The following is a 21,525-nucleotide window of genomic DNA, read 5'->3' as shown; positions in this document are numbered from 1 at the left end:
CTCTCAGGTGGCCCAGATGCGCGGCGGGCACGGCGCCAGGCCGAGGACAGCCGGACGCAGCAGGTGCCAGAGGCGCTGCAGGGTGGATTGCAGGTGTTGGTTGTCATGGTTGAGCAGGCGGATCACCAGCAAGGGCCCCAGCAAGGTGGCGCCAGCAGGATTGCCCAAGCCCTCCAGTGCCTGGCGCACGCGCTCGAGCAGCGCTGGATTGGCGGGCGCTGCGCAAAACGTAGCGACCAGCGGGTAGCCGCCAAGCTTGTCCAACCCCCCGGCTTCGATGCGCAGCCGCTCCTGCAGCCCAGGGTCATCTGCCAGTTCGATGCACAGGCTGCTATCGAGTGCGCCCTGCTCGAAGCGCTCGCCCATGACCGGTCGCCCCAGGCACAGGGTTTCCCAGGCCAGCAACCGTGCACCGGGCTCGAGCGTGAAGCGGCTGTCGAGCCTGGCTCGCGCGCCACTGAAGAAGATGCTGTCCTGGGGCAGCCATTCCAGCGTGCTGCCCGCCGCCAGGTGGAACCGCTGCGTGAGCCGTGCCGTAGGCCCGATGCTGCGGTAGAACTTGCTCGCCCCCGGCATGGTCAGCAGTGCGTGGCTGCCAGGTTCTAGATGAACCTCCAATTCCAGCCGGTCACCGGCGACGATGCCACCTGGCGGATGCAGGACATAGACATGACAGGGTGCACCTTCGGGATGGAACGGACGCTGCACCAAAAGAGGACCGAAGTGCCGCCGCGCACCAAGGCGGGTCACCCCTTCGCACTGGATGAAGCGCAGTTGGAGACAGGCGCTCCAGCCAGGTTGCTGCTCGAGTTGTTCCTTGCGCTGCGCCAACGACATCCACAAGCCCCCGAAAACACGCGGCCTTGCGGCCGTGAAGCGGGTCAGAAGCAGCGCTGGATGCCCTGCAGGCCTGACCACTTGATCAAATTCTTTGGCAGGGACATAGCAGGTAACGGGCCAACTCTTCGCTTGAGGCTGGATGAAAAGATTCAGCGCACCACGTCGTCGCAAGGGCTGACCAGCCGGTCGCCCGTCTGGGCAATTCATGACTGGACGTTTCGGATCCGCGGCGGATGTATTATCGTGGCGAGGTGCGCATATAAAAGCAGCCTGAGCGATCAGGCCCTAGGCAATACAAGAGGGTGTCATGAGTAACGAGAGCATTAACTGGGACAAGCTGGGCTTCGACTATATCAAGACCGACAAGCGCTACCTGTCCGTATGGCGCAACGGCGAGTGGGACAAAGGCACCCTGACCGAAGACAACGTGCTGCACATCAGTGAAGGCTCCACCGCCCTGCACTATGGCCAGCAATGCTTCGAAGGCCTGAAGGCCTATCGTTGCAAGGACGGCTCGATCAATCTGTTCCGCCCTGACCAGAACGCCGCCCGCATGCAGCGCAGCTGCGCCCGACTGCTGATGCCGCAAGTGCCGACCGATGTGTTCATCGAGGCCTGCAAGCAAGTGGTCAAGGCCAACGAGCGCTTCGTACCACCGCACGGCAAAGGCGCCCTTTACCTGCGTCCGTTCGTCATCGGCACCGGCGACAACATCGGCGTGCGCACCGCGCCGGAGTTCATCTTCTCGATCTTCGCCATCCCGGTCGGCTCGTACTTCAAAGGCGGCATGAAACCGCACAACTTCACCATCTCCAGCTATGACCGCGCCGCCCCGCAAGGTACCGGCGCCGCCAAGGTCGGTGGCAACTATGCGGCCAGCCTGATGCCAGGTGCCGAAGCGAAGAAGAACAACTTCGCCGATGCCATCTACCTGGACCCGCTGACCCACAGCAAGATCGAGGAAGTCGGTTCGGCCAACTTCTTCGGCATCACCAAGGACAACGAGTTCGTCACCCCGAAATCGGCCTCCGTCCTGCCGGGCATCACCCGTCTGTCGCTGATGGAACTGGCCGCCTCGCGCCTGGGCCTTAAAGTGGTCGAAGGCGATGTCGAGATCAACAACCTCGATCGCTTCGTCGAAGCCGGCGCCTGCGGTACCGCCGCAGTCATCACGCCGATCGGCGGGATCGAGTACAACGGCAAGCTGCACGTCTTCCACGACCTGGAAAAAGTCGGCCCGGTCACCCAGAAGCTCTACAACGAGCTGACCGGCATCCAGAGCGGCGACGTCGAAGCGCCAGCCGGCTGGATCGTCAAGGTCGCCTGAGGCTCCGTCCTCCCCTTGAAAAACGGGGCATGCCAGCAATGGCATGCCCCGTTTTCATTTTCCATACCCGCCTTTGGCGGTGCGCCCGTTCACCAAGGTCAAAGGGGATCTCGGCCCCGCAGACTCAGGCCGATCAGGTCTTGATGCAGCAAATGAATTTTTCTTAAATCGCGCAATGTCTATTCTTTGGCACAATCAAGCCTCCAATCGCTGCCCAGGTACTAGCATGCCCCGCGTACTGACCATCGAAGACGACGCCGTCACCGCCCAGGAGATCGTCGCCGAACTGTCCAGCCATGGCCTGGAAGTGGACTGGGCCGACAATGGCCGTGAAGGCCTGTCCAAGGCCATCGGTGGAGGCTACGACCTGATCACCTTGGATCGCATGTTGCCCGAGGTCGATGGGTTGACCATCGTCACCACCCTGCGCAACCTCAAGATCGCCACCCCCATCCTGATGATCAGCGCCCTCTCCGATGTCGACGAGCGCGTGCGCGGCTTGCGCGCCGGCGGCGACGACTACCTGACCAAGCCGTTCGCCTCCGACGAGATGGCCGCACGGGTCGAAGTACTGCTGCGCCGCAACAGCGTGCCGGTGACCCAGACCCGTCTGCAGGTCGCCGACCTCGAGTTGGACCTGATCAGCCACGAAGCGCGCCGCGGCGAGCAGACCCTCAACCTGCTACCCACCGAATACAAGCTGCTGGAATACCTGATGCGCCATGCCGGCCAGGTCATCACCCGGATGATGATTTTCGAAGAAGTCTGGGGCTACCACTTCGACCCTGGCACCAACCTGATCGACGTGCACATCGGTCGCCTGCGCAAGAAGATCGACCCGCCTGGCCAGAACCCGCTCATCCGTACCGTGCGGGGCTCCGGCTATGCCATTGCCGAACCCGTCTAAGGGCTGGAGCTCCTCCACCAGCCGCCTGCTGGCGCTGTACAGCTTCCTGTTCGTGGCCTGGAGCAGCATCCTCATGGGGGTGCTGTACTTCGAGGTCTCAAGCTACCTGAACAAGCTCACCCGCCACTCCATGCTGCAACGCCAGCACCTGTTCTCCCACATGAGTGGCAAGCAGCTCGACGATGCGCTGATCGCAAGCCAGGCGTTCGAAGAGCGCGGTTTCGACGCCTACGGCCTGTTCGACGCCCAGCTCAACCCCATTGGCGGGCGTGTGCGCTTCATCCCACCGGAGCTCGGGCTCGATGGCGAAGTCCACGAACTCAAGCGATGCCTGGATGCCGACGACCCACACCTGCCCCGCGACAGCTGCGACGCCGTGGCGATCCGCATCAAGGATGGACGCTGGTTGGTGCTGGTCCGCGACAACGGCTCGCTGTTCGTGGTTACACGGATCATCCTGCATGCCTTGCTCTGGGGCATATCCCTGACCTTGATCCCCGGTTTCGCCGGTTGGTACCTGCTGCGCAGGCGACCGCTCAAACGTATCAGGGCGATCCAGGCCCAGGCCGAGCTGATCGTCGCAGGTGACCTCACCCATCGCCTACCGCTTTCGGCGCGGCGTGACGAGCTGGACATGCTGGCGGCCATCGTCAATGCCATGCTCGACCGCATCGAACGGTTGATGCACGAGGTCAAGGGTGTTTGTGACAACATCGCCCATGATCTGCGCACGCCGCTCACTCGCCTGCGTGCGCAGCTTTACCGGATCCGCCAGCAAGGCGGTGACAACGCGCCCGAGGCCCAGGCCTTGGAGCAGGCAATTGCCGAGACCGACACGCTGATGGCGCGCTTTCGCGGACTGTTGCGCATCAGCGAACTGGAAGACCGTCAGCGCCGCGCCGGGTTCGTCGAACTCGATCCCCACGCCTTGCTGCTGGAGCTCTTCGACTTCTACCTGCCGCTGGCCGAAGATGGTGGCATCCGCCTGACCCTGGAGCAGCCCGCGCAGTTGCCGGCGCTGCACGGGGACCGGGAACTGCTGTTCGAGGCGCTGGCCAATCTGGTGGGTAACGGCATCAAGTTCACACCGGAGGGTGGACAGGTACGGATCCAGGCGCGTGAGTATGCCAGCGGCCTGTATATCGCCATCGAGGACAGTGGACCGGGGATTCCGGAGCAAGAGCGCGCGGCAGTGTTGAAGCGTTTCTATCGCAGTGAGGAAGGCCATCGCCACCCGGGGTTCGGGCTGGGGCTGTCGATCGTCGCGGCGATCGTCGACCTGCATGGGTTCCGGCTGGAGGTGGGAAGCAGCGAGCTGGGCGGGGCGAAGCTGACGCTGCATTGCCCGTTGGCGGGGCCAGCCAAGTAACGACTGGGGCCGCCTTGCGGCCCTTCGCGGGTTGACCCGCGAAAAGCTGCAAAAAGCAGCCCCAATCAACGCATCGATCAGTCAGCCAGGCGCCAGGTGGTACCGCCCTTGCCGTCTTCCAGGACCACGCCCATGGCGGTCAGCTGGTCACGGATACGGTCGGACTCGGCCCAGTTCTTGTCCGCACGCGCCTGCAAGCGCGCCTGGATCAGCGCTTCCACTTCAGCGGCGTCGACCTTGCCCTCAGCCCCGGCGCGCAGGAAGTCATCGGCGTCCAGTTGCAGTACACCCAGCACATCTCCCAGCTCACGCAGACGACCCGCAAGACCGGCAGCGGCCTCAGGATCGCTGTCACGCAGGCGGTTGATCTCGCGCACCAGGTCGAACAGCACGGCGCAGGCCTCCGGCGTACCGAAATCGTCGTTCATCGCCACGCTGAAACGCTCGACGAACTCCTCGCCTCCCTTGGCCTCGACACGCGGCAGACCACGCAGCGCGTGGTAGAAGCGCTCCAAGGCCCCCTTGGACTCACGCAGGCTGTCCTCGGAGTAGTTAATGGCGCTGCGATAGTGGCTGGCCACCAGCAGGTAGCGCACCACCTCAGGGTGATACTTGTCGAGCACATCACGGATGGTGAAGAAGTTGTTCAACGACTTGGACATCTTCTCGCCGTTGATACGGATCATGCCGCAGTGCATCCAGGCATTGGCGTAAGGCTTGCCGGTGGCCGCCTCGCTCTGGGCGATCTCGTTCTCGTGGTGCGGGAACTCCAGGTCGCTGCCGCCGCCGTGGATGTCGAAGCTCTCGCCCAGGCAGCAGGTGGACATGACCGAGCACTCGATGTGCCAGCCCGGACGGCCCGGCCCCCACGGCGACTCCCAGCTCGGCTCGCCCGGCTTGGCGGCTTTCCACAGGACGAAGTCCAGCGGGTCCTGCTTGGCTTCGCCCACTTCGATCCGCGCGCCGATGCGCAAGTCTTCGATCTTGCGCCGCGACAGCTTGCCGTAGCCGACGAACTTGCCGACCCGGTAGTACACGTCGCCATTGCCCGGTGCGTAGGCATAACCCTTGTCGATCAGGGTCTGGATCATTGCGTGCATGCCGGGGATATGGTCGGTGGCGCGCGGCTCCTGATCCGGCGGCAGAATGTTCAGACGGCGCTCGTCTTCGTGCATGGCATCGATCATGCGCGCGGTCAGCTCATCGAAGCGCTCGCCGTTGTCATTGGCGCGGTTGATGATCTTGTCGTCGATGTCGGTGATGTTGCGCACATAGGTCAGCTCGTAGCCGCTCTTGCGCAGCCAACGGGTGATCAGGTCGAAGGCGACCATGCTGCGGCCGTGGCCCAGGTGGCAATAGTCGTACACGGTCATGCCGCACACGTACATGCGCACCTTGTTGCCGTCCAGGGGCTTGAAGGCTTCCTTGGTCTTGCTCAGGGTGTTGTAGATGGTAAGCACGGCGATTCCTTAGCTGCCCCAGGAGTCACGCAGGGTGACGGTGCGGTTGAACACCGGACGGCCCGGCTGGCTGTCCTTGAGGTCGGCGCAGAAGTAGCCTTCGCGCTCGAACTGGAAGCGGTCCTCAGGCGCGGCCTGGGCCAGCGACGGCTCGGCGCGGCAGCCGGTCAGCACCTGCAGCGAATCCGGGTTGATGTTGTCCAGGAAGCTGCCGCCCTCCTCGGTCTTCTCCGGGTTCGGCGAACGGAACAGGCGGTCGTACAGGCGCACCTCGCACTCCACGCTGCCTTCGGCCGGAACCCAGTGGATCACGCCCTTGACCTTACGGCCCTCGGGGTTCTTGCCCAGAGTGTCCGGATCATACGAGCAGCGCAGTTCGACGATATTGCCGTCGGCATCCTTGATGGCCTCGTCGGCACGGATCACGTAGCTGCCGCGCAGACGCACCTCGCCAGCAGGCTCCAGGCGCTTGTAGCCTTTGGGCGGCTCTTCCATGAAGTCGTCACGGTCGATGTACAGCTCACGGGAGAACGGCAGCACGCGCACGCCCATGTCTTCTTTCGGATGGCGCGGCAGTTCGAGTTGCTCGACCTTGCCTTCCGGGTAATTGGTGATCACCACCTTCAGCGGACGCAGCACGCACATGGCGCGCGGCGCGGTGCGGTCGAGGTCGTCACGGATGCTGAACTCGAGCATGGACATGTCGACCACGCCGTCGGAGCGGTTGGTGCCGATCATCTCGCAGAAGTTGCGGATCGAGGCCGGCGTGTAGCCGCGGCGGCGGAAGCCCGACAGGGTCGACATGCGCGGGTCGTCCCAGGCATCGACGTGCTTTTCGTCAACCAGTTGCTTGAGCTTGCGCTTGGAAGTGATGGTGTAGTTGAGGTTCAGACGGCTGAACTCGTACTGGCGCGGGCGCGCCGGCACCGGCAGTTTGTCCAGGAACCAGTCGTACAACGGACGGTGGCTTTCGAACTCCAGGGTGCAGATCGAATGGGTGATGCCCTCGATGGCGTCCGATTGACCGTGGGTGAAGTCGTAGTTGGGGTAGATGCACCACTTGTCGCCGGTCTGGTGATGGTGGGCATGACGGATGCGGTACAGGATCGGGTCGCGCAGGTTCATGTTAGGCGACGCCATGTCGATCTTGGCGCGCAGCACACGCTCGCCATCCTTGAACTCGCCGGCCTTCATGCGCGCGAACAGGTCGAGGTTTTCCTCGACGCTGCGGTCGCGGAACGGGCTGTTGCGGCCCGGCTCGGTCAGGCTGCCGCGGTATTCCTTGGCTTGCTCAGGGGTGAGGTCGCAGACATAGGCATCGCCCGATTTGATCAGCTCCACGGCCCAGTCGTGCAATTGATCGAAGTAGTCCGAAGCGTAGCGCACCGGGCCTGCCCACTCGAAGCCCAGCCATTTGACGTCACGCTGGATGGAGTCGATGTACTCCTGGTCTTCCTTGGCCGGGTTGGTGTCGTCGAAACGCAGGTGGCAGACGCCCCCGAACTCCTGGGCCAGCCCGAAGTTCACGCAAATCGACTTGGCGTGGCCGATGTGCAGGTAACCGTTGGGCTCCGGCGGGAAACGGGTGACGATGCTGCTGTGCTTGCCCGAGTCCAGATCGGCCTGGACGATCGGCCGCAGGAAGTTTGCAGGGACGGCGGGGGCGCCTTTGGCAGCGGCGTTGGGCGCGTTTTCGGCAGTGGGCTTGCTCATAGGATCCTTGAATGCTGGTATCCGGCCTGGGTAGGCCGATTGAATCAAAGGGCCTATCATAGCCGAAGCAGTCAAGCTGCTGACAGCCGGGCACCGACAAACTGGCGCGATTTGTCGCAAGCCATGCAAAATGGCCGACGCGCGCCTTGTGTCGCAGTCGCCCGATCCTGCGTCAGGTGACAGTACGCGCCCTGCGCAGCCCATTTTCCGAATGCCTTTCAAAGAGCGAATTCAGCATGTCCAAAGTCAAACTGAGCACCAACCACGGCGACATCGTCCTGCAACTGGACGGCGAAAAGGCACCGAAAACCGTCGAAAACTTCGTTCAGTACGTCAAGGACGGTCACTACAACGGCACCGTGTTCCACCGCGTGATCAACAACTTCATGATCCAGGGTGGTGGTTTCGAAGCGGGCATGAAGCAAAAGCCAACCCGTTCCCCGATCCAGAACGAAGCCGACAACGGTCTGAAGAACGCCAAGTACAGCATCGCCATGGCCCGCACCATGGAACCGCACTCCGCCTCGGCGCAGTTCTTCATCAACGTCGCCGATAACGATTTCCTCAACCACAGCGGCAAGAACGTCCAAGGCTGGGGCTACGCCGTATTCGGCGAAGTGATCGAAGGCCGTGACGTGGTCGACGCGATCAAAGGCGTCGCCACCGGTTCCAAGGCCGGCCATCAGGACGTGCCGAAGGACGACGTGATCATCGAGAAAGCCGAGATCATTGAGTGATTCTGCTGATCTCCGATCTGCACCTGCAAGAAGAACGCCCGGACATAACCCGGGCGTTTCTTGATCTGCTCGACGGCCGTGCCCGGCATGCCAAGGCGCTGTACATCCTCGGCGACTTCTTCGAAGCCTGGATCGGCGACGATGCCATGACGCCTTTCCAGCAGTCGATCTGCCAGGCCCTGCGTCGGCTAAGCGACAGCGGCACGGCGATCTACCTGATGCACGGCAACCGCGACTTCCTCATCGGCCAAGCCTTCTGCGAAGCGGCGGGCTGTACCCTGCTGGCTGACCCCAGCGTGGTGCAACTCGGTGGCGAGCCGGTGTTGTTGATGCATGGCGACACCCTGTGCACCCGCGACCTGGCCTACATGAAGCTGCGTCGCTACCTGCGCAACCCGCTGAGCCTGTGGATCCTGCGTCACCTGCCGCTGTCCACTCGGCAGAAGCTGGCGCGTAAGCTGCGCAGCGAAAGCCGGTCGCAGACACGCATGAAGTCCACCGAGATCGTCGACGTCACACCCGAGGAAGTTCCCAAGGTGATGGCAGCCCATGGCGTGCGCACCCTGGTGCATGGCCATACCCACCGGCCAGCGCTTCACAAGCTGGTGGTCGAAGGGCAGCCGGCTCGACGCATCGTGCTGGGTGACTGGGACCGCCGTGGCTGGGCCTTGCAGGTCGATGACCAGGGCTTCCAGCTGGCCCCGTTCGACTTTCCTTGATTCGGGGCCGTCGTGATGGGGCGCCAAGCGCCCCTTCTTGACTCAATGACCTGCGCCGGCCACCACAGCCTGGTCCCCCTCGCTGATCACATACTGGCGATACTGCGGATCAGCCTTGATCTGCGCCTCGGTGAACGGTATCGGTGCCAAGCGCTTGGCAGAGAACGCACGGGTCTGGTCACTGGCATAGGGCGATGCGGCCTCGCTTGACTGTGAAAACGCCAGCAACCCAAGCGCCTGCGGCCCCTGCCGGGTGAAGCTGACCAGCTGCAGATAGCTGGTGCCACTGACGACCTGCTGTTTACCCGCTCCCGCAGGGACACTGTACATCGCGTTGTACACCCCAAGCTCCTGAGGCCCACCCGGCACAGGTGTGCCATCGGCGGACTGCTGAATCTGTCCCCATTGGCGATCGACACTCACACCCGCCTCATCCAACCGTGCCAACGAAGCCAGCGCTGCTTCATGTACACGCTTGCTCACCGACGCTTGCTCCACCGCCAAGCCGCGCGGTGTATGCTGCGGATCGACCGGATCGAAGGCTACACGCCAGCTTTCAGGATGCTCTGCCATCGCCTCGACGATGTTGGCAAAGTGCAGAAGGCCCACGCCGCTGTCCAGGTCGGCCTTGCCATTCCAGGCGCCCAGACTTGCGCACACCGCTTGCACATCGGATGGCGCCACCTGGCACCAGGCCAGCAGGTCCGGGAGCACGAGATTAGCGGCATACACCTCATCATCCAGCACCATGCGTTGCAGCTCGGCCATCCCGAGTTTGCCGGGCCCTTGCAGGCGCTGCAGGGCAAAGCGGCTGCGCAGGCCCAGCGGCTGACCTTCGCGGCTGACCAACGGTGAGTAACCAGTCAAGGGTTGCGCAGGGTTGGCAAGCCAGGCCGGGTCGTTGGAGTTCTGCACGAAGTCGCGGCGCTCCAGGCTTGGCAGTAGCCGCGCCGGGAAGATGCCGGGTTGAGCCGCTTGCGCATCGGTCTTCCATTGGCACATGCTGCGCGAGCCATCCAGCACCACCAGTGGCTCGGTTGCTGCCGGATCGCCGCAGCGCGCCAGCAACGCCTGGTCCACATAAGGCACCACCGACTGATTCAGATACGCTGCACGCCCCCCGGCATCGACAGCCAGGGTGTTGACCCATGGAACGCCTTGGATCTGCCCCACCGCCTGTTTGAGGCGGTCCAGGCTGTCGGCACGGTTGATCGCATCCCACTGCTGCAACACCCGGGTGTTCTCCAGGTTCGCATCGCGCAGGCTATAGGCGTGTTGCCGGTCCCAGTCCAGCCGGCCAGGCCACTGCACCACCGGACCGAAGCTCGAGGTATAGACGTGTCGCTGGACTCGCTGCAGTTGGCCATCCTCACCCTTGACCGTCACGCTCAAGGTCTTGCGGGTCAGTGGCACGGACTTGCCATCGAGCAGATAGCGAGTGGGGTCCTTCGGGTCGAGTTGCAGGCGGTACAAGGTGAAGTGCTTGGACGTATCGACGGTATGGGTCCAGGCCAGGTGGCGGTTGAAGCCGATATTGATCAATGGCAATCCCGGCAATGCGGCGCCCATGACATCCAACTGCCCCGGGATGGTCAGCTGCATCTGATAAAAACGCATGCCTCCCTCCCATGGGAAGTGTGGATTGGCCAGCAACAGGCCGCCGCCGGTGGACGAACGCTCGGCGCCGACCGCTACCGCATTGCTGCCTCGGGCCGAGGCGAACTGCGCCTGGCGCGCCAAGGCGGCGCTGAAGTCCCGCCCCTCCCCTCGCTCGGCCGCTTGCGGCGGTGAGGCCGCCACCAGCGCCTCGACGAATTGACCGATGCCCCCCTCTGCCAACAACCGGCGGGTGAGCTTGGCCAGGTCCAGGCTGGTGATCGGCCGCAGCCAGTCGCCACTGCCGCATTCAACCGGCAGCCCCTGGCCCTTGCGCTCGGCAAGGGCGCGGTTGTAGCCCGCGGCATACCCCTCCAGCCGCTGACGCACCAGGTCTGGCTGGGCCTGGAGGAAGGCGTTGACCACCGAGTCGGTATTGAGCCAGGCGAAGAACGTATCGCTGTCGAGGTTCTCACGCTGCTCGATCGTCTTGCCCCGGGCACCGAAGTAGCGCGCGCGCTCACCATTGACGGTCAGCACTTCGTTGGCCAGCAGGCAAAGGTTGTCTTGGGCATAGGCATAACCGATGCCATACCCCAGGCTTCGTTCGTCCTTGGCCAGGATATGCGGGACGCCAAAAGTGGTCCGGCGGATCTGCGCCGATGCCTTGCCAGTGGCTTCAAGGGCTTGCGCGGCAAGGCCTGAGCTGAGCAGAACGGCTGCCAGCCCAAGGTGGGTCAGGTGACGCGGGAGTATGGACACGGGCACTCCTGGGATTGGAAGGGTCATCCCGATCAGACGAACAGCCCGGTGAAAATTTTACGCAAGACAACCCAGCGCGACGTCTTCAACACAAAGCAGCGATTTTTTTCGCCAAGGGCTGCAGTTTTGCCCATCTCATTCGTCCTATTAAGTGAGGCACTCATGATTTCGGGACAGCCCACGAAAAGGAGCATTCACATGTACGACCCACAACCTGCGTTGCAGAGCGGCCCTCGCCTGGCCACGACCAGAGCGGTCGCGGGCGCCGAGGTGCGTGCCGGTAACGAGCAGATCCGCGAATTGCTGCGAACCTTTGGCCTGCGTACCAGCCTGATCCGCCTCAAAGTCATCGATGCCCTGCACGCCGCCGATCGCGACGGGCGCAGCATCGGGGTGCGCGGCGTCCATGCGCAGTTGGAACAGCTGGACATCCCACTGTCGTTTCTCAGCGTGCGCGAGGTGCTCAAGCGGCTGTGCGCCGAAGGCGTGATCAGCCTGGGCAACGACAAGTGCTACAGCCTCAACCCCGAGGCCCGGGCCGTGCTGGAGCAAGCCACCGCCCGTTGACCCCATGGCCGGCCGCGCTTGGCCGGCCCGCCTGCTTCAAGGCTTGGGCCCGACCTTGCGACGCAGGATTGCGTTGATCACCACCACGACTACGGCGATGGCGATGGCGATGTACTGGAAGGTCTGCTCGGTAATGGTCCCCTGCTTTTGCAGATAGGACAGGCCCAGCATGATGCCCAGCACCACCAGGATGATCAGGATCGAGTATTTCAAGCGTTGCACATGTGTCATCGAAGGTTCCTTGCGACATCAGGGACATATGGCTCGCGACGAGCCGAGGCCATGATACAACGTCCCCCCCATAGGCGGCGCTTTTGCATCTAGCCCTTCCCCGGCACTTGCATCATGGGGTGAAGGTAGGCTGACCCTCCGATGCGCAATGCAAACTGAAAATACGAGTCATCAAGGCCTTCAGGGCTTTGTTGACGCCACATCCTACGTATTCGACCCTCGCTGCCTGCACAACCTCACGCCAGAAGGCTACACCCGCCGATCCGCTTGGCGCCTAGCGACCCCACTCGTGGCTGCCGGAGAATCAAGCTCAGGCCGACGACGACTTCGCCCATTGAGGCAAAGCCCGCCCGCCTTTCGACATGGACCACCATGCCCTGCGCCTGCTTATTTCTCCGAGGAATCACCAATGGAACTGCCAGACCTCAATCGCATCGATATTTCCCAACTGCCTCACTCCCTGCAATCGCTGATCGAATGCATCGGCATAGAAAACGCCTACCGACTGACTTGCGCTTATGGCGGGCGCCCTAAATACATCCCCAAGCATCTGGAACGTACCAAGCTTGCCGATCTATTGCCTCCAGAGGCCTTGCAAAGCCTGATCAAGCGTTTTGCCGGTGTCGCCCTGGAAATTCCGAAGCCGGATCACTTCATGCGCCAACTGCGCAACCTACAAATCAAACAGGAAAGTGCTGACGGTCTTTCGCGCAGTCTGTTGGCGGACAAGTACGGCTTGAGCTTGCGCCAGATCGGCAATATCCGCCGACAGGAAGATCACGCGAGCTGAGACCTGCTGGCCTAAGTGCCACAGCAGCACGAGGCCCAACTGTTTGAGCGCCTCTCAAAAGCAAAGCGCCCCACCCCTTGAAGGATGAGGCACTCGACACGTTTGCTGAAAGCTGTGAAGGGTTCAAAAATCGCGCTTGTAGAAGATATCCAAGGAACTGGCCAAGCCGCTGGCCGCTTCCAGGAAAACCCTTCTGCTCAGTTTGTAGCGCAACGCGATGGTATTGGCCGGCTCGAACACCCCGACGCCGTAGCGCAAGCTCAGCCGCTCGGTGATGTTACCGCTGGCCACCACGCTGGTGCTGTTGCCCGAGCCTTCGGAGCCTAGTTGGAAGTCCTCGATGCCGAGACTCGAGGCCAGGCCACCTGTCAATTCCTCCCCGCCCAGCAGGCCAAGCCCGAGGGCCGCCTGGGCCAGCATGTTGTTGTCTTCGCCCGTGGCAGTCAGAGGGCGGCCCAGTACCAGGTAGGACAGTGCCTGTTCCTGGCTCATGGCAGGCTCGGAAAACACCTTCGTGGTCGGCTGCTCGGCATTGCCACTGAGGCGAATGCCAGCGATGACGTCGTCGACCCGACGGATCGCTTCGATATCCAGGTACGGCTGGTCGATCGGACCGGCGAACAACAGCCGTGCCCGACGGATGATCAAGTTCTGGCCATATTTGCGGTAGCGACCGTCGGCCAGGCTGAGTTCACCGCGAGTATCCATGTTGTTGCCGATGTGCACATGCCCGAGCAGGTTGGCCGTCAGACCAAAGCCTTTGAACGACAGTTTGTCCTGCCCCACATCCACATCGACGTCCATGGCGATCGCCATGGGCGGCGCACCTTCTTCGGTCTGATCGCCGACGATCACCGTGTCATCCGAAACCTTGACGGTCGATGGCGGCAATTCGCGCACAGTGATCTTGCCCTTGGGCACCTTCACCTTGCCAGCGACCGCCAGCTTGTCATCGACCAGCCGGATGGTCAGGTCTGGCGCAACTTCAAGAGCCGCATAGGGCTCGACGTTGACAGGCAATTGCTGGCCCCTCAAACGCAAATCCATGGCCAGGGCCTGGCCCCAGGTCAGGTTGCCCTCCAATTGGCCACGGCCGGCCTCGCCGCTTTGCCAATTGCCGTTCAGCTGTACCTGCTCACCGGCGATCAGCGCCTGCAGCGAAAGGTTCTTGAGGCTGACCGGCAACTGCGCTCCACTGACTTCGCCACCACTGAGCGCCAGGTTGCCGTTGACCTGCGGGCTCAACAGGGTGCCGGAAAAACGACCGCTGCCATTGAGCTGACCGGTGAGGCGCTCGACCATCGGCACGAAGGGACGCGCCACGGACAAGTCCAGGCCCGTCAGGCGGAAATCCCCTGACAGCGGCTTGTTCTTGCCCAGCGGGTCGATTCGGGTGCTCAGGCTCAGCTCACCCAGGCGCTCGCCGCGAAAATCCAGGCGGGTGTCGACCCGACGGGGAGCAAGGGTACTGTCCAGACGCAGCACCTGGTACGGGAAGTCGATCCAGCGGTCCTGGTCGCGAACCCGCAGGGTGCCGCCACTGGCATCGACGCGGATGTTGCCCTTGGGCCCGGCGTCTGGAATGTCCAGGTTGATGTCTGCATTGAGCAGGCCCTGCCAGGCGAAATCCTTCGGCAACCACTGGGCCAGGCTGTCCAGCGGGAACTGCTTGAGGTGATAGCGCAGCCGCGGCTCGGGCATCAACCGCTGGTCCTCGCCACACAGGCTCGCCTGCCCGGCGCGCCAGCAATGGGTGCCCAGATCAAGCTGACCGCTGGCCAGGCGCTGCAGTTTTGCCGGAGCCTGCAAGCGCCAATCCTGGCCACCGGCCTGGATACGCCCCTCTGCCAGACGGCCGCGCCAGTCACCCTTGGCCAGATGACCGTCCAATGCCAGATTCAGCTTGAGCTGCGGCCCGTCGAGCGCGAGGGTGACTGCTTGCTGGCGGATATCCCCTTTGCCGTTGATGTCCAGATTGCCCAAGGCCGTTTCGTCCAGGCGGATATTGCCAGCTTTCAAGGTAACCAGGGCGCGTTGCGCGCTGTCTAGCTTGGCGTCGAGGTCCAGGCGTTGGATCCGATTCTGCGCCTGGCCAAGTTGTTGTCCTTGGAGGGTCAAGGTCCCTTGCGGCGCTTGTAATGTACCGGCGACATCCAGGCGGCCATTCACCCGCCCTTGAAGGTGCGGCCAGAGCTGGCCCAGGCGTGGCAGATCGAGATCGATGCGACCGGCCAAGCGCTGTTGCAGGCTGCCACTGCCATTGATGCGGTTATCGCCCAACTGCACGGCAAGACTTGCGAGTGTCCAGCGCTCGTCCGCGCCGTCGGCCTCCACCTTGAGCACGGCGGGTTGCCCCCGCAAGCGCCCCTTGAGATCAAGCTGAGCCTGCACCTGCAGGTGCTCGTTCTTCAGCTCGCCTTTGCTGCGCAGGGGCCCGCCCAGGGAGCCTGGCATCTCCGCCAGCCAGAACGCAGGGTCCAGCGCTGACAGTTGCACATCCACATCCCAGGCCAGTGTGTCGGCGAATCGAACGGCAACACTACCGGCAGCCTTGCCCTGCCCGGCCGTCAAGGCAAACTGCGGCAAGCGCACCTGGCTCAGGTCGCCCTCGAAGGGGCTGGCCACGTTGAACGCTCCGGCGGGGCCGTCGAGGTCACCCTTGAAGTCACCTTTGTAATTGCCGTCTCGGTATTGCACCTGGGCATTGAAGCGTTTGAGGGTAACCTGAGGTGGCTCCTCCAAGGGATAGAGGCGCAACCAAGGAAAATCCTGCCAGTCGATGCGGGCGTCGGCCTCAAGCCCTTTTTGCCAGTCGGCGCTGGCCTGCAGCTTGACCCGTTGGGTCTCGCTGGCGTTGAGGTCCAGCGCATCCAGGCGAGCGCCCTTGGCATCCACCTGCCCGCCCAGTACCAGGCCAATGGGGCCTTGTTCGGCAGGCAGGCTGGCGGAACCTGCCAGGCGATAGCCCTTGAGCAGATCGCCCGTGGCGTCGAGACGCAGTTGGTTTAGTTGAAGGGTGTCAGGCAATGATGCCGAAGGCTTGAAGCCATCGGCGCGAAGGCTCAGGGTAGCCGGTAGGTGTTCAGCCAATGCCTGCAACTCGCCGCTCAGGCGGGCATCGAGGTAGCCACTGCTGATGGCTTCGAGCGTCAAGGTCTTCTGCAATTCACCCTTGGCTGTCAGCGCCAGCTGCCAGGGCTTACCGTCCACGGCGGGTAACTGCACGGTGCCGGCCACTTGCAACGGCCAATTGCCTTCAGGCTGAAGATCGCCCTGCAGGTTCAGGTGCAAGTCATCCCGTTGCAGTTGCAAGGTGTCGATGCGCAGGCCGCCGACAGTCCAATGCGCAGCCAGTTGCAGGTCACCCAGCAGGTCGTTGCCGTCCAGGCGCAATTGCCCGACTTTGACCTCACCCAGCTCGATGGCGATCGGCAGACGCAAGGCGGGCAGTTGCAATGGCCCGCTGTCTGCCGCTGCCTCTGCAGGCGCAAAGGCCATGTCGATACGCTCGGCCTGCAGGCGGTCCACGCACAGTGTGGCGCGCAACAGGCAGGCTGGCGACCACGTCAACCGTGGCGCCTGCACTTCGATCCGGTTGTCGCCATCGGCCCAGACCAGTCGGCTGGCCTGCCAGTTGCTGCCCAGGCGTCCCTCGAAATCGTTGACCTCAAGCCCCGGCACACGCCCCAGTGCCCAGCGGCTGCCCATCTCCGAGCCCAACAGCAGGCCTAGGGCCAAGGCAATGAGCAGCAGCAACGCCAGCAATATCAGAAGGATGGGTTTGAACACACGAGTCACAGCTCAGGCCCCATGGAGAAATGCAAGCGGAAACCACCGTCCTCATCCAGCGCTCGGGCCAGGTCCAGGCGCAACGGCCCGACCGGCGAAACCCAGCGTACGCCGATGCCGACGCCTGTCTTGAGGCTGGGCAGTTCCAGCGTATTGAATGAATTGCCTTGGTCGATGAACGTCGCCACACGCCACTTTTCGGCGACTGAGTACTGGTACTCGGCGCTGCCTGCCACCAAGTAGCGGCCGCCGATTCGGTCGCCGTCGCTGTTTTTCGGAGACAAGCTCTGGTAGTCGTAGCCGCGCACGCTCTGGTCGCCACCTGCGAAAAAGCGCAACGAAGGCGGGATGTTCTGTTTGTAGCCATTGGTAGCGCTACCGCCGAACTGCACACGGCCAAGCAGGCGGTGGCGCTGGCCGAGGGTGGTCAGGCCCTTGAGCAGCACGTTCCCGTGCAGCAGGTTGGTGTCGGACACCAGCCCTTCTTTTGCCCCTTGCAGGTCGAACTGCAGCCGGTAGCCGTTGTGCGGATCGATGCGGTTGTCGCTACGCAGGTAGGAGAAACTGACCCCGGGCATCAACAGGTTGCTCAACCCCGAATCATCACCCAAGCGGTACTCTTCGCGCTGGTACTTGAGCGAGACGACCCGCTGCCAACCGCTGGGCAGCTTGCTGTGCCACTCTGGGCCCACGGTCAGCAGTTTACTCAGGGTGTCGGTTCCGGCGATCTCCTCGTTTTGGTAACCGCCGGCAAAGCGCAGCTTGTCGGTCAGCGGTGGGTCCAGAGGCACGTCGTACCACAGACCGACGTTTTGCCGCGGCGCGGACAGCTCGGTTTCCCAGCCATAGCTGTGCCCTTCGGCATTGACCCAATGACGGGTCCAGTTGGCCTTGCCGCGTGGCCCGACGTCGGTCGAGAACCCCAGGCCCAGCCCCATGGTACGAGGCTTACGGGTTTGCAGGTGAACGTCCACCGGGATTTCCTCATTGACCGCCGCGGTCGGCGCCGCGTCGACGCGTACGCCTTCGAAATAGCCACTCGATTGGAGGTCGTTGTTGAGCTCGGCGATCAGCTCGGAATCATAGGGTGTGCCAGGTTTGAAGGAGACCATGCGCTGCAGCAGGTCGTTGTCCAAGGGCGTATCGCCGCCGAACGTGACAGCCCCCATGCGGTAGCGGGGACCACTTTGGTAGATGAGTTCGATATCGGCCACGCCCGCCTGGGGGTCGACCGACAGGCGCTGGCGGGTGAAGTGGCCGCTGAAGAAACCATAACGCGATGCCTGGTTCTGGATCAGACGCTTGGCGTCTTCGTAGACCCCGTGATTGAGTGGCTCGCCTGGGCGCAACGCCTTGCTGTCGGGAATGCGAAATGCCCTGAGCTCGCTGGCCGGGCCTTCGATACGCACGGTGACGTTGCGCAAGTGCACAGGCTCGCCGGGCTCGATGCTGATGATCAGTTGCGGGGGATGGTCCTTGTCGCTCGGTGGCTTGACCTCGGTGTCGATCTGCGCCTGGTAGTAGCCCAGGGCCTGGGCGGCCTTGCGCGCCTGCTCCTGAGCACCACGACTGAAGCGTAGCAAGGCTTCTTCGTCACGGTTGCCGAGGCTGCCAATGTAGTTTTCGATATTGCTCTTGAGCGCTTTGTTGGCCGGTTTTACCTGCACCTTCAATTCGCTCTGGGCCCATGCTGCGGTACTGGCGGCCCAAAAAATCAGGCCCCAGGTTAGTCTTCCTGAATACGTCATGGGGCGAATGCTACCAGAGGCGACCCGTTCAGGGTGCCGCTTGTCGAACGTCTTACCCAATCGCAGTCTCCACGGACATCGGGTTGGGACGCATGAAAACGCGCTCACGGATCGGCCCTACCGCAATTTCACCCACCTCCTGATAGCCCACACGCTGGTAGAACGCCAGAAAATGAGCATTTCCAGTATTGAGCACCACGCCTTGGCTCTGCGGGTCTTCGCTGCACCAGTCATGAACAGCTTGTAACAATTGTTCACCATAACGTTGCCTCTGGTACCGAGGATGCACGCCCACCAGCGACAGCACATGCACCCTGCCCGGCGGCAAGGCACTGGACAGCGCCGCTTGGTAATCCAGGTAGCGCCGGGTGCAGCGTATGCCTGTGCCGAGGATCATGCGCAGACGCCAGGCCCAACTGTCGGTCACCCCCAGGCGCCGCAGCGAAGGTGCAATCAGCGCCAGACCGACCAAACGATCGTCCACCAGCAAGCCGATGGCTGGCAGTTGAAGGTAGAAGTGCTGTCGCACCCATTCACGCAGCATCATTCGAAGACGCCGCTCATACCCTGGGCGCTGGGCCTCGAAGACATAGGCGAGCGTGGGATCGTGACGATAAGCGTGATAAAGGAGCGAGCGCACCTCGCGGTGGTATCCATCATCGAGCAGACAGACACGGGCCGAGGCAGCAGTGACGTCGGGCATTGCAGGTGATCCTCCTGGAACGGACTTGGACGGGCCGGTAAACGCCTTGAGTGTATCGTTTCAGCTGCCTTGGCACGTTAGCAGCCAGGGCCATAGGGTGCCATGCTGGTGGTGGTCGCCGATGTCAGCTAGCATCCCTGCTTTTATCAGGATTATCTTTCAATGAAGATCGTCTCGTTCAACATCAATGGTTTACGCGCGCGCCCCCATCAACTGGCGGCGCTGATCGACAAGCACCAGCCGGATGTAATCGGCCTGCAGGAAACCAAAGTCAGCGACGATCAGTTCCCGTTGGCCGAGGTACAGGCCCTGGGCTATCACGTGCACTATCACGGCCAGAAAGGCCACTACGGCGTCGCCCTGCTCTCGCGTCGGGAGCCTCTGTCGTTGTTCAAAGGCTTTGCCAGCGACGAGGAGGATGCGCAACGGCGTTTCATCTGGGGCACCTTTGCCGATGCACAGGGCACCCCCATCACTGTCATGAACGGTTATTTCCCGCAGGGAGAAAGCCGAGATCACCCCACCAAGTTTCCGGCCAAGCAACGGTTCTATGGTGACTTGCAGGCATTGCTCGAAAGCCAGTTCAGCAGCGAGCAACCTTTGTTGGTGATGGGCGACATGAACATTTCGCCCCAAGACTGCGATATCGGTATCGGGCCTGACAACGCCAAGCGCTGGCTGCGCACGGGCAAATGCAGTTTCCTGCCTGAGGAGCGTGAATGGATGGAGCGGCTCAAGGGCTGGGGATTGGTCGACAGCTTCAGGCATTTGCATCCTGAGGTGGATGACCGGTTCAGTTGGTTCGACTATCGCAGCCGGGGGTTCGAGGATGAGCCCAAGCGGGGGCTGCGCATCGACTTGATCATGGCGTCGCAGGGGTTGGTGTCGCGGCTCAAGGCGGCTGGGGTCGATTATGAGTTGCGGGGAATGGAGAAGCCTTCGGATCATGCGCCTATTTGGTTGGAGTTGGGGTGAGGGGCTTGGGCTTGGGCTTGGGCTTGGGCTTGGGCTTGGGCTTGGGCTTTCAGGCTGTGTGAATATCCGGGTTTGGTGGTGGCGCCACCGGTGCTTTTCGCCTTTATGGCGACCTACTTTTGCTCTTGGGCAAAAGTAGGCAAAAACCGCTGGCTCCCACATCCGGCCCCTGCGCTGCGCTCCGGGGTCCCCTCGCTGCGGTGTCTTGCGGGGCTCCGCGGCCTCCGGCTGGCTACGCCAGCCTCCATCTCGCGTCTTCGGCTACCGCCGAAGGGCGCTGCGCGCCTGCCCCTTCAGACACCTTCACTCGGCCTTCTGAGGTCGCGATGGGTGGTGTCTGGACTATCGCGCATCAAAAGCAACGGCAACGGCAACGGCAACGGCAACGGCAAACAAGTTTATTGTTTGGCTGTTTGTTCCGGCCTATTTGCGGGTAGGAGCGCCGAACCGCCGCTCCTACAGGCACAGCGCCGTTCTCAAGAGCTGTGAGCCTGTGTGTGCGGCGGTTCGGCGCCCCGATTTACCCGCGAATAGGCCCAAAAGCTCACCACAAAAACCACTGAATGAAACAACGCCAGCCCAGGCGCCGCCCGTAACTTGCGCCCCATCAGCAGGCCGAGTGGAGGTGTTTGTAGGGGCAGGCGCGTAGCGCCCTTCGGCGTAGCCCAAGTCGCGAGATGGAGGCTGGCGTAGCCCCGCAAGACACCGCAGCGAGGGGACCCGGTGAGAAGCGCCGGGCCGGATGCAGGGCGCGCGGCTTTTGGTTACTTTTGGCCAAGACCCAAAGTGACCCGCCGTAAAGGCAGAAAGGTGACTACCTGTCGATAAAACAATCGGATAAGCCCACCAACAAGAAACCAACAGAAACCAACGATTCACTGCAAAAGAATCTGAATCTGCTCCCGCAAACTATCCAGATCGAACGGCTTGGCCAGTATCGGCGCCCGCCGCGCAATCGGGCTCTGGCACTCGCGGATCTCCGCCGGATACCCACTGATGAAAATCACCTTCAAGTCCGGCCTCAGCTTGACCGCAGGCTCAGCGATCTCCACCCCCGAAATCCCACCCGGCAAACGAAAATCCGTCACCATCAAATCCAGATGCGGCTTGCTCGCCAAGATGGCAAAGGCCTGTTCACCGTCTTCGGCCACCAGCACGTGATACCCCTCCCCAGCCAGATAATCACGCAGGATCATGCGAATCGCCGGTTCATCCTCGACGACCAATACGACATCTTGTGCATCTTCACTCATGACTTCGCCTTGGGATTCAATAACTTGGCCATCAGACCG

Annotated in this window: 17 protein-coding genes; 8 read left to right on the top strand and 9 right to left on the bottom strand. The window is 62.4% G+C overall.

What is annotated here, in order from left to right; genetic code table 11:
• Positions 1-3: 3 nt before the first annotated feature.
• On the bottom strand, positions 4-837 hold the full coding sequence (locus BLS27_RS00605) for an urease accessory protein UreD (protein ID WP_090342294.1): 834 nt from the start codon (positions 835-837) through the stop codon (positions 4-6).
• Positions 838-1,147: 310 nt separating this feature from the next.
• Here BLS27_RS00605 and BLS27_RS00600 point away from each other — a divergent pair, with 310 nt between their 5' ends.
• From BLS27_RS00600 to BLS27_RS00590, 3 genes are all read left to right on the top strand, one after another.
• Positions 1,148-2,167: a branched-chain amino acid aminotransferase gene (locus tag BLS27_RS00600; RefSeq protein WP_070574590.1), complete on the top strand. Its 1,020-nt coding sequence runs from the start codon at positions 1,148-1,150 to the stop codon at positions 2,165-2,167.
• 226 nt (positions 2,168-2,393) lie between these two features.
• On the top strand, positions 2,394-3,074 hold the full coding sequence (locus BLS27_RS00595; RefSeq protein ID WP_043211335.1) for a response regulator transcription factor: 681 nt from the start codon (positions 2,394-2,396) through the stop codon (positions 3,072-3,074).
• Positions 3,052-4,443, top strand: a complete 1,392-nt coding sequence (locus BLS27_RS00590; protein ID WP_043211337.1) for a sensor histidine kinase — start codon at positions 3,052-3,054, stop codon at positions 4,441-4,443. Before BLS27_RS00595 ends, BLS27_RS00590 begins: the two co-directional genes overlap by 23 nt.
• A 77-nt stretch (positions 4,444-4,520) precedes the next feature.
• On the opposite strand, the gene cysS is transcribed toward BLS27_RS00590, so the two are convergent.
• Entirely contained in the window at positions 4,521-5,903 is a 1,383-nt protein-coding gene (gene cysS, locus BLS27_RS00585) for a cysteine--tRNA ligase (protein WP_043211339.1), read from the bottom strand.
• Positions 5,904-5,912: 9 nt separating this feature from the next.
• Entirely contained in the window at positions 5,913-7,616 is a 1,704-nt protein-coding gene (locus BLS27_RS00580) for a glutamine--tRNA ligase/YqeY domain fusion protein (RefSeq protein ID WP_070574585.1), read from the bottom strand.
• 236 nt (positions 7,617-7,852) lie between these two features.
• Between BLS27_RS00580 and BLS27_RS00575 the strand changes: the two genes are divergently transcribed.
• On the top strand, positions 7,853-8,353 hold the full coding sequence (locus BLS27_RS00575) for a peptidylprolyl isomerase (RefSeq protein WP_043215507.1): 501 nt from the start codon (positions 7,853-7,855) through the stop codon (positions 8,351-8,353).
• Positions 8,350-9,072, top strand: coding sequence for a UDP-2,3-diacylglucosamine diphosphatase (locus tag BLS27_RS00570; protein WP_043215510.1), 723 nt, complete (start codon positions 8,350-8,352; stop codon positions 9,070-9,072). The genes BLS27_RS00575 and BLS27_RS00570 overlap by 4 nt, the downstream gene beginning before the upstream one ends.
• Before the next feature lie 42 nt (positions 9,073-9,114).
• Here the strand turns inward: BLS27_RS00570 and pvdQ are convergent, their stop codons facing one another.
• Complete coding sequence (pvdQ, locus tag BLS27_RS00565) at positions 9,115-11,430, bottom strand: bifunctional acylase PvdQ (protein WP_244155176.1); 2,316 nt, start codon at positions 11,428-11,430, stop codon at positions 9,115-9,117.
• Positions 11,431-11,628: 198 nt separating this feature from the next.
• On the opposite strand from pvdQ, the gene BLS27_RS00560 reads away from it, so the two are divergent.
• Positions 11,629-11,997 carry a fe2+ zn2+ uptake regulation protein gene (locus BLS27_RS00560; RefSeq protein ID WP_043215512.1) on the top strand — a complete coding sequence of 123 codons (369 nt, stop codon included), beginning with the start codon at positions 11,629-11,631 and terminating at the stop codon, positions 11,995-11,997.
• A gap of 36 nt (positions 11,998-12,033) precedes the next feature.
• On the opposite strand, the gene BLS27_RS00555 is transcribed toward BLS27_RS00560, so the two are convergent.
• Positions 12,034-12,228, bottom strand: coding sequence for a hypothetical protein (locus BLS27_RS00555; protein WP_043215515.1), 195 nt, complete (start codon positions 12,226-12,228; stop codon positions 12,034-12,036).
• Positions 12,229-12,637: 409 nt separating this feature from the next.
• On the opposite strand from BLS27_RS00555, the gene BLS27_RS00550 reads away from it, so the two are divergent.
• Positions 12,638-13,018 (top strand): Mor transcription activator family protein, encoded by a 381-nt coding sequence (locus BLS27_RS00550; RefSeq protein ID WP_043215517.1) that lies wholly within the window; start codon positions 12,638-12,640, stop codon positions 13,016-13,018.
• A gap of 123 nt (positions 13,019-13,141) precedes the next feature.
• Here the strand turns inward: BLS27_RS00550 and BLS27_RS00545 are convergent, their stop codons facing one another.
• The 3 genes from BLS27_RS00545 to BLS27_RS00535 are packed head-to-tail and all read right to left on the bottom strand — an operon-like array spanning position 13,142 to position 19,258.
• Entirely contained in the window at positions 13,142-16,816 is a 3,675-nt protein-coding gene (locus tag BLS27_RS00545; protein ID WP_232095237.1) for a translocation/assembly module TamB domain-containing protein, read from the bottom strand.
• Positions 16,813-18,555, bottom strand: coding sequence for an autotransporter assembly complex protein TamA (locus tag BLS27_RS00540; RefSeq protein ID WP_090342285.1), 1,743 nt, complete (start codon positions 18,553-18,555; stop codon positions 16,813-16,815). Before BLS27_RS00540 ends, BLS27_RS00545 begins: the two co-directional genes overlap by 4 nt.
• Before the next feature lie 52 nt (positions 18,556-18,607).
• Positions 18,608-19,258, bottom strand: coding sequence for a GNAT family N-acetyltransferase (locus BLS27_RS00535; protein WP_070574573.1), 651 nt, complete (start codon positions 19,256-19,258; stop codon positions 18,608-18,610).
• 162 nt (positions 19,259-19,420) lie between these two features.
• Here BLS27_RS00535 and xthA point away from each other — a divergent pair, with 162 nt between their 5' ends.
• Positions 19,421-20,233, top strand: a complete 813-nt coding sequence (gene xthA, locus BLS27_RS00530; protein WP_043215524.1) for an exodeoxyribonuclease III — start codon at positions 19,421-19,423, stop codon at positions 20,231-20,233.
• 875 nt (positions 20,234-21,108) lie between these two features.
• Here the strand turns inward: xthA and BLS27_RS00525 are convergent.
• Positions 21,109-21,486: a response regulator gene (locus BLS27_RS00525; RefSeq protein ID WP_043215057.1), complete on the bottom strand. Its 378-nt coding sequence runs from the start codon at positions 21,484-21,486 to the stop codon at positions 21,109-21,111.
• Between the last annotated feature and the right edge of the window lie 39 nt (positions 21,487-21,525).

The sequence above is a fragment of the Pseudomonas guariconensis genome, assembly GCF_900102675.1.
In the GTDB taxonomy this organism is placed as follows: domain Bacteria; phylum Pseudomonadota; class Gammaproteobacteria; order Pseudomonadales; family Pseudomonadaceae; genus Aquipseudomonas; species Aquipseudomonas guariconensis.
Note: the sequence above shows the minus strand (reverse complement) of the source record. Positions and strands in the feature narration are given on the sequence as shown.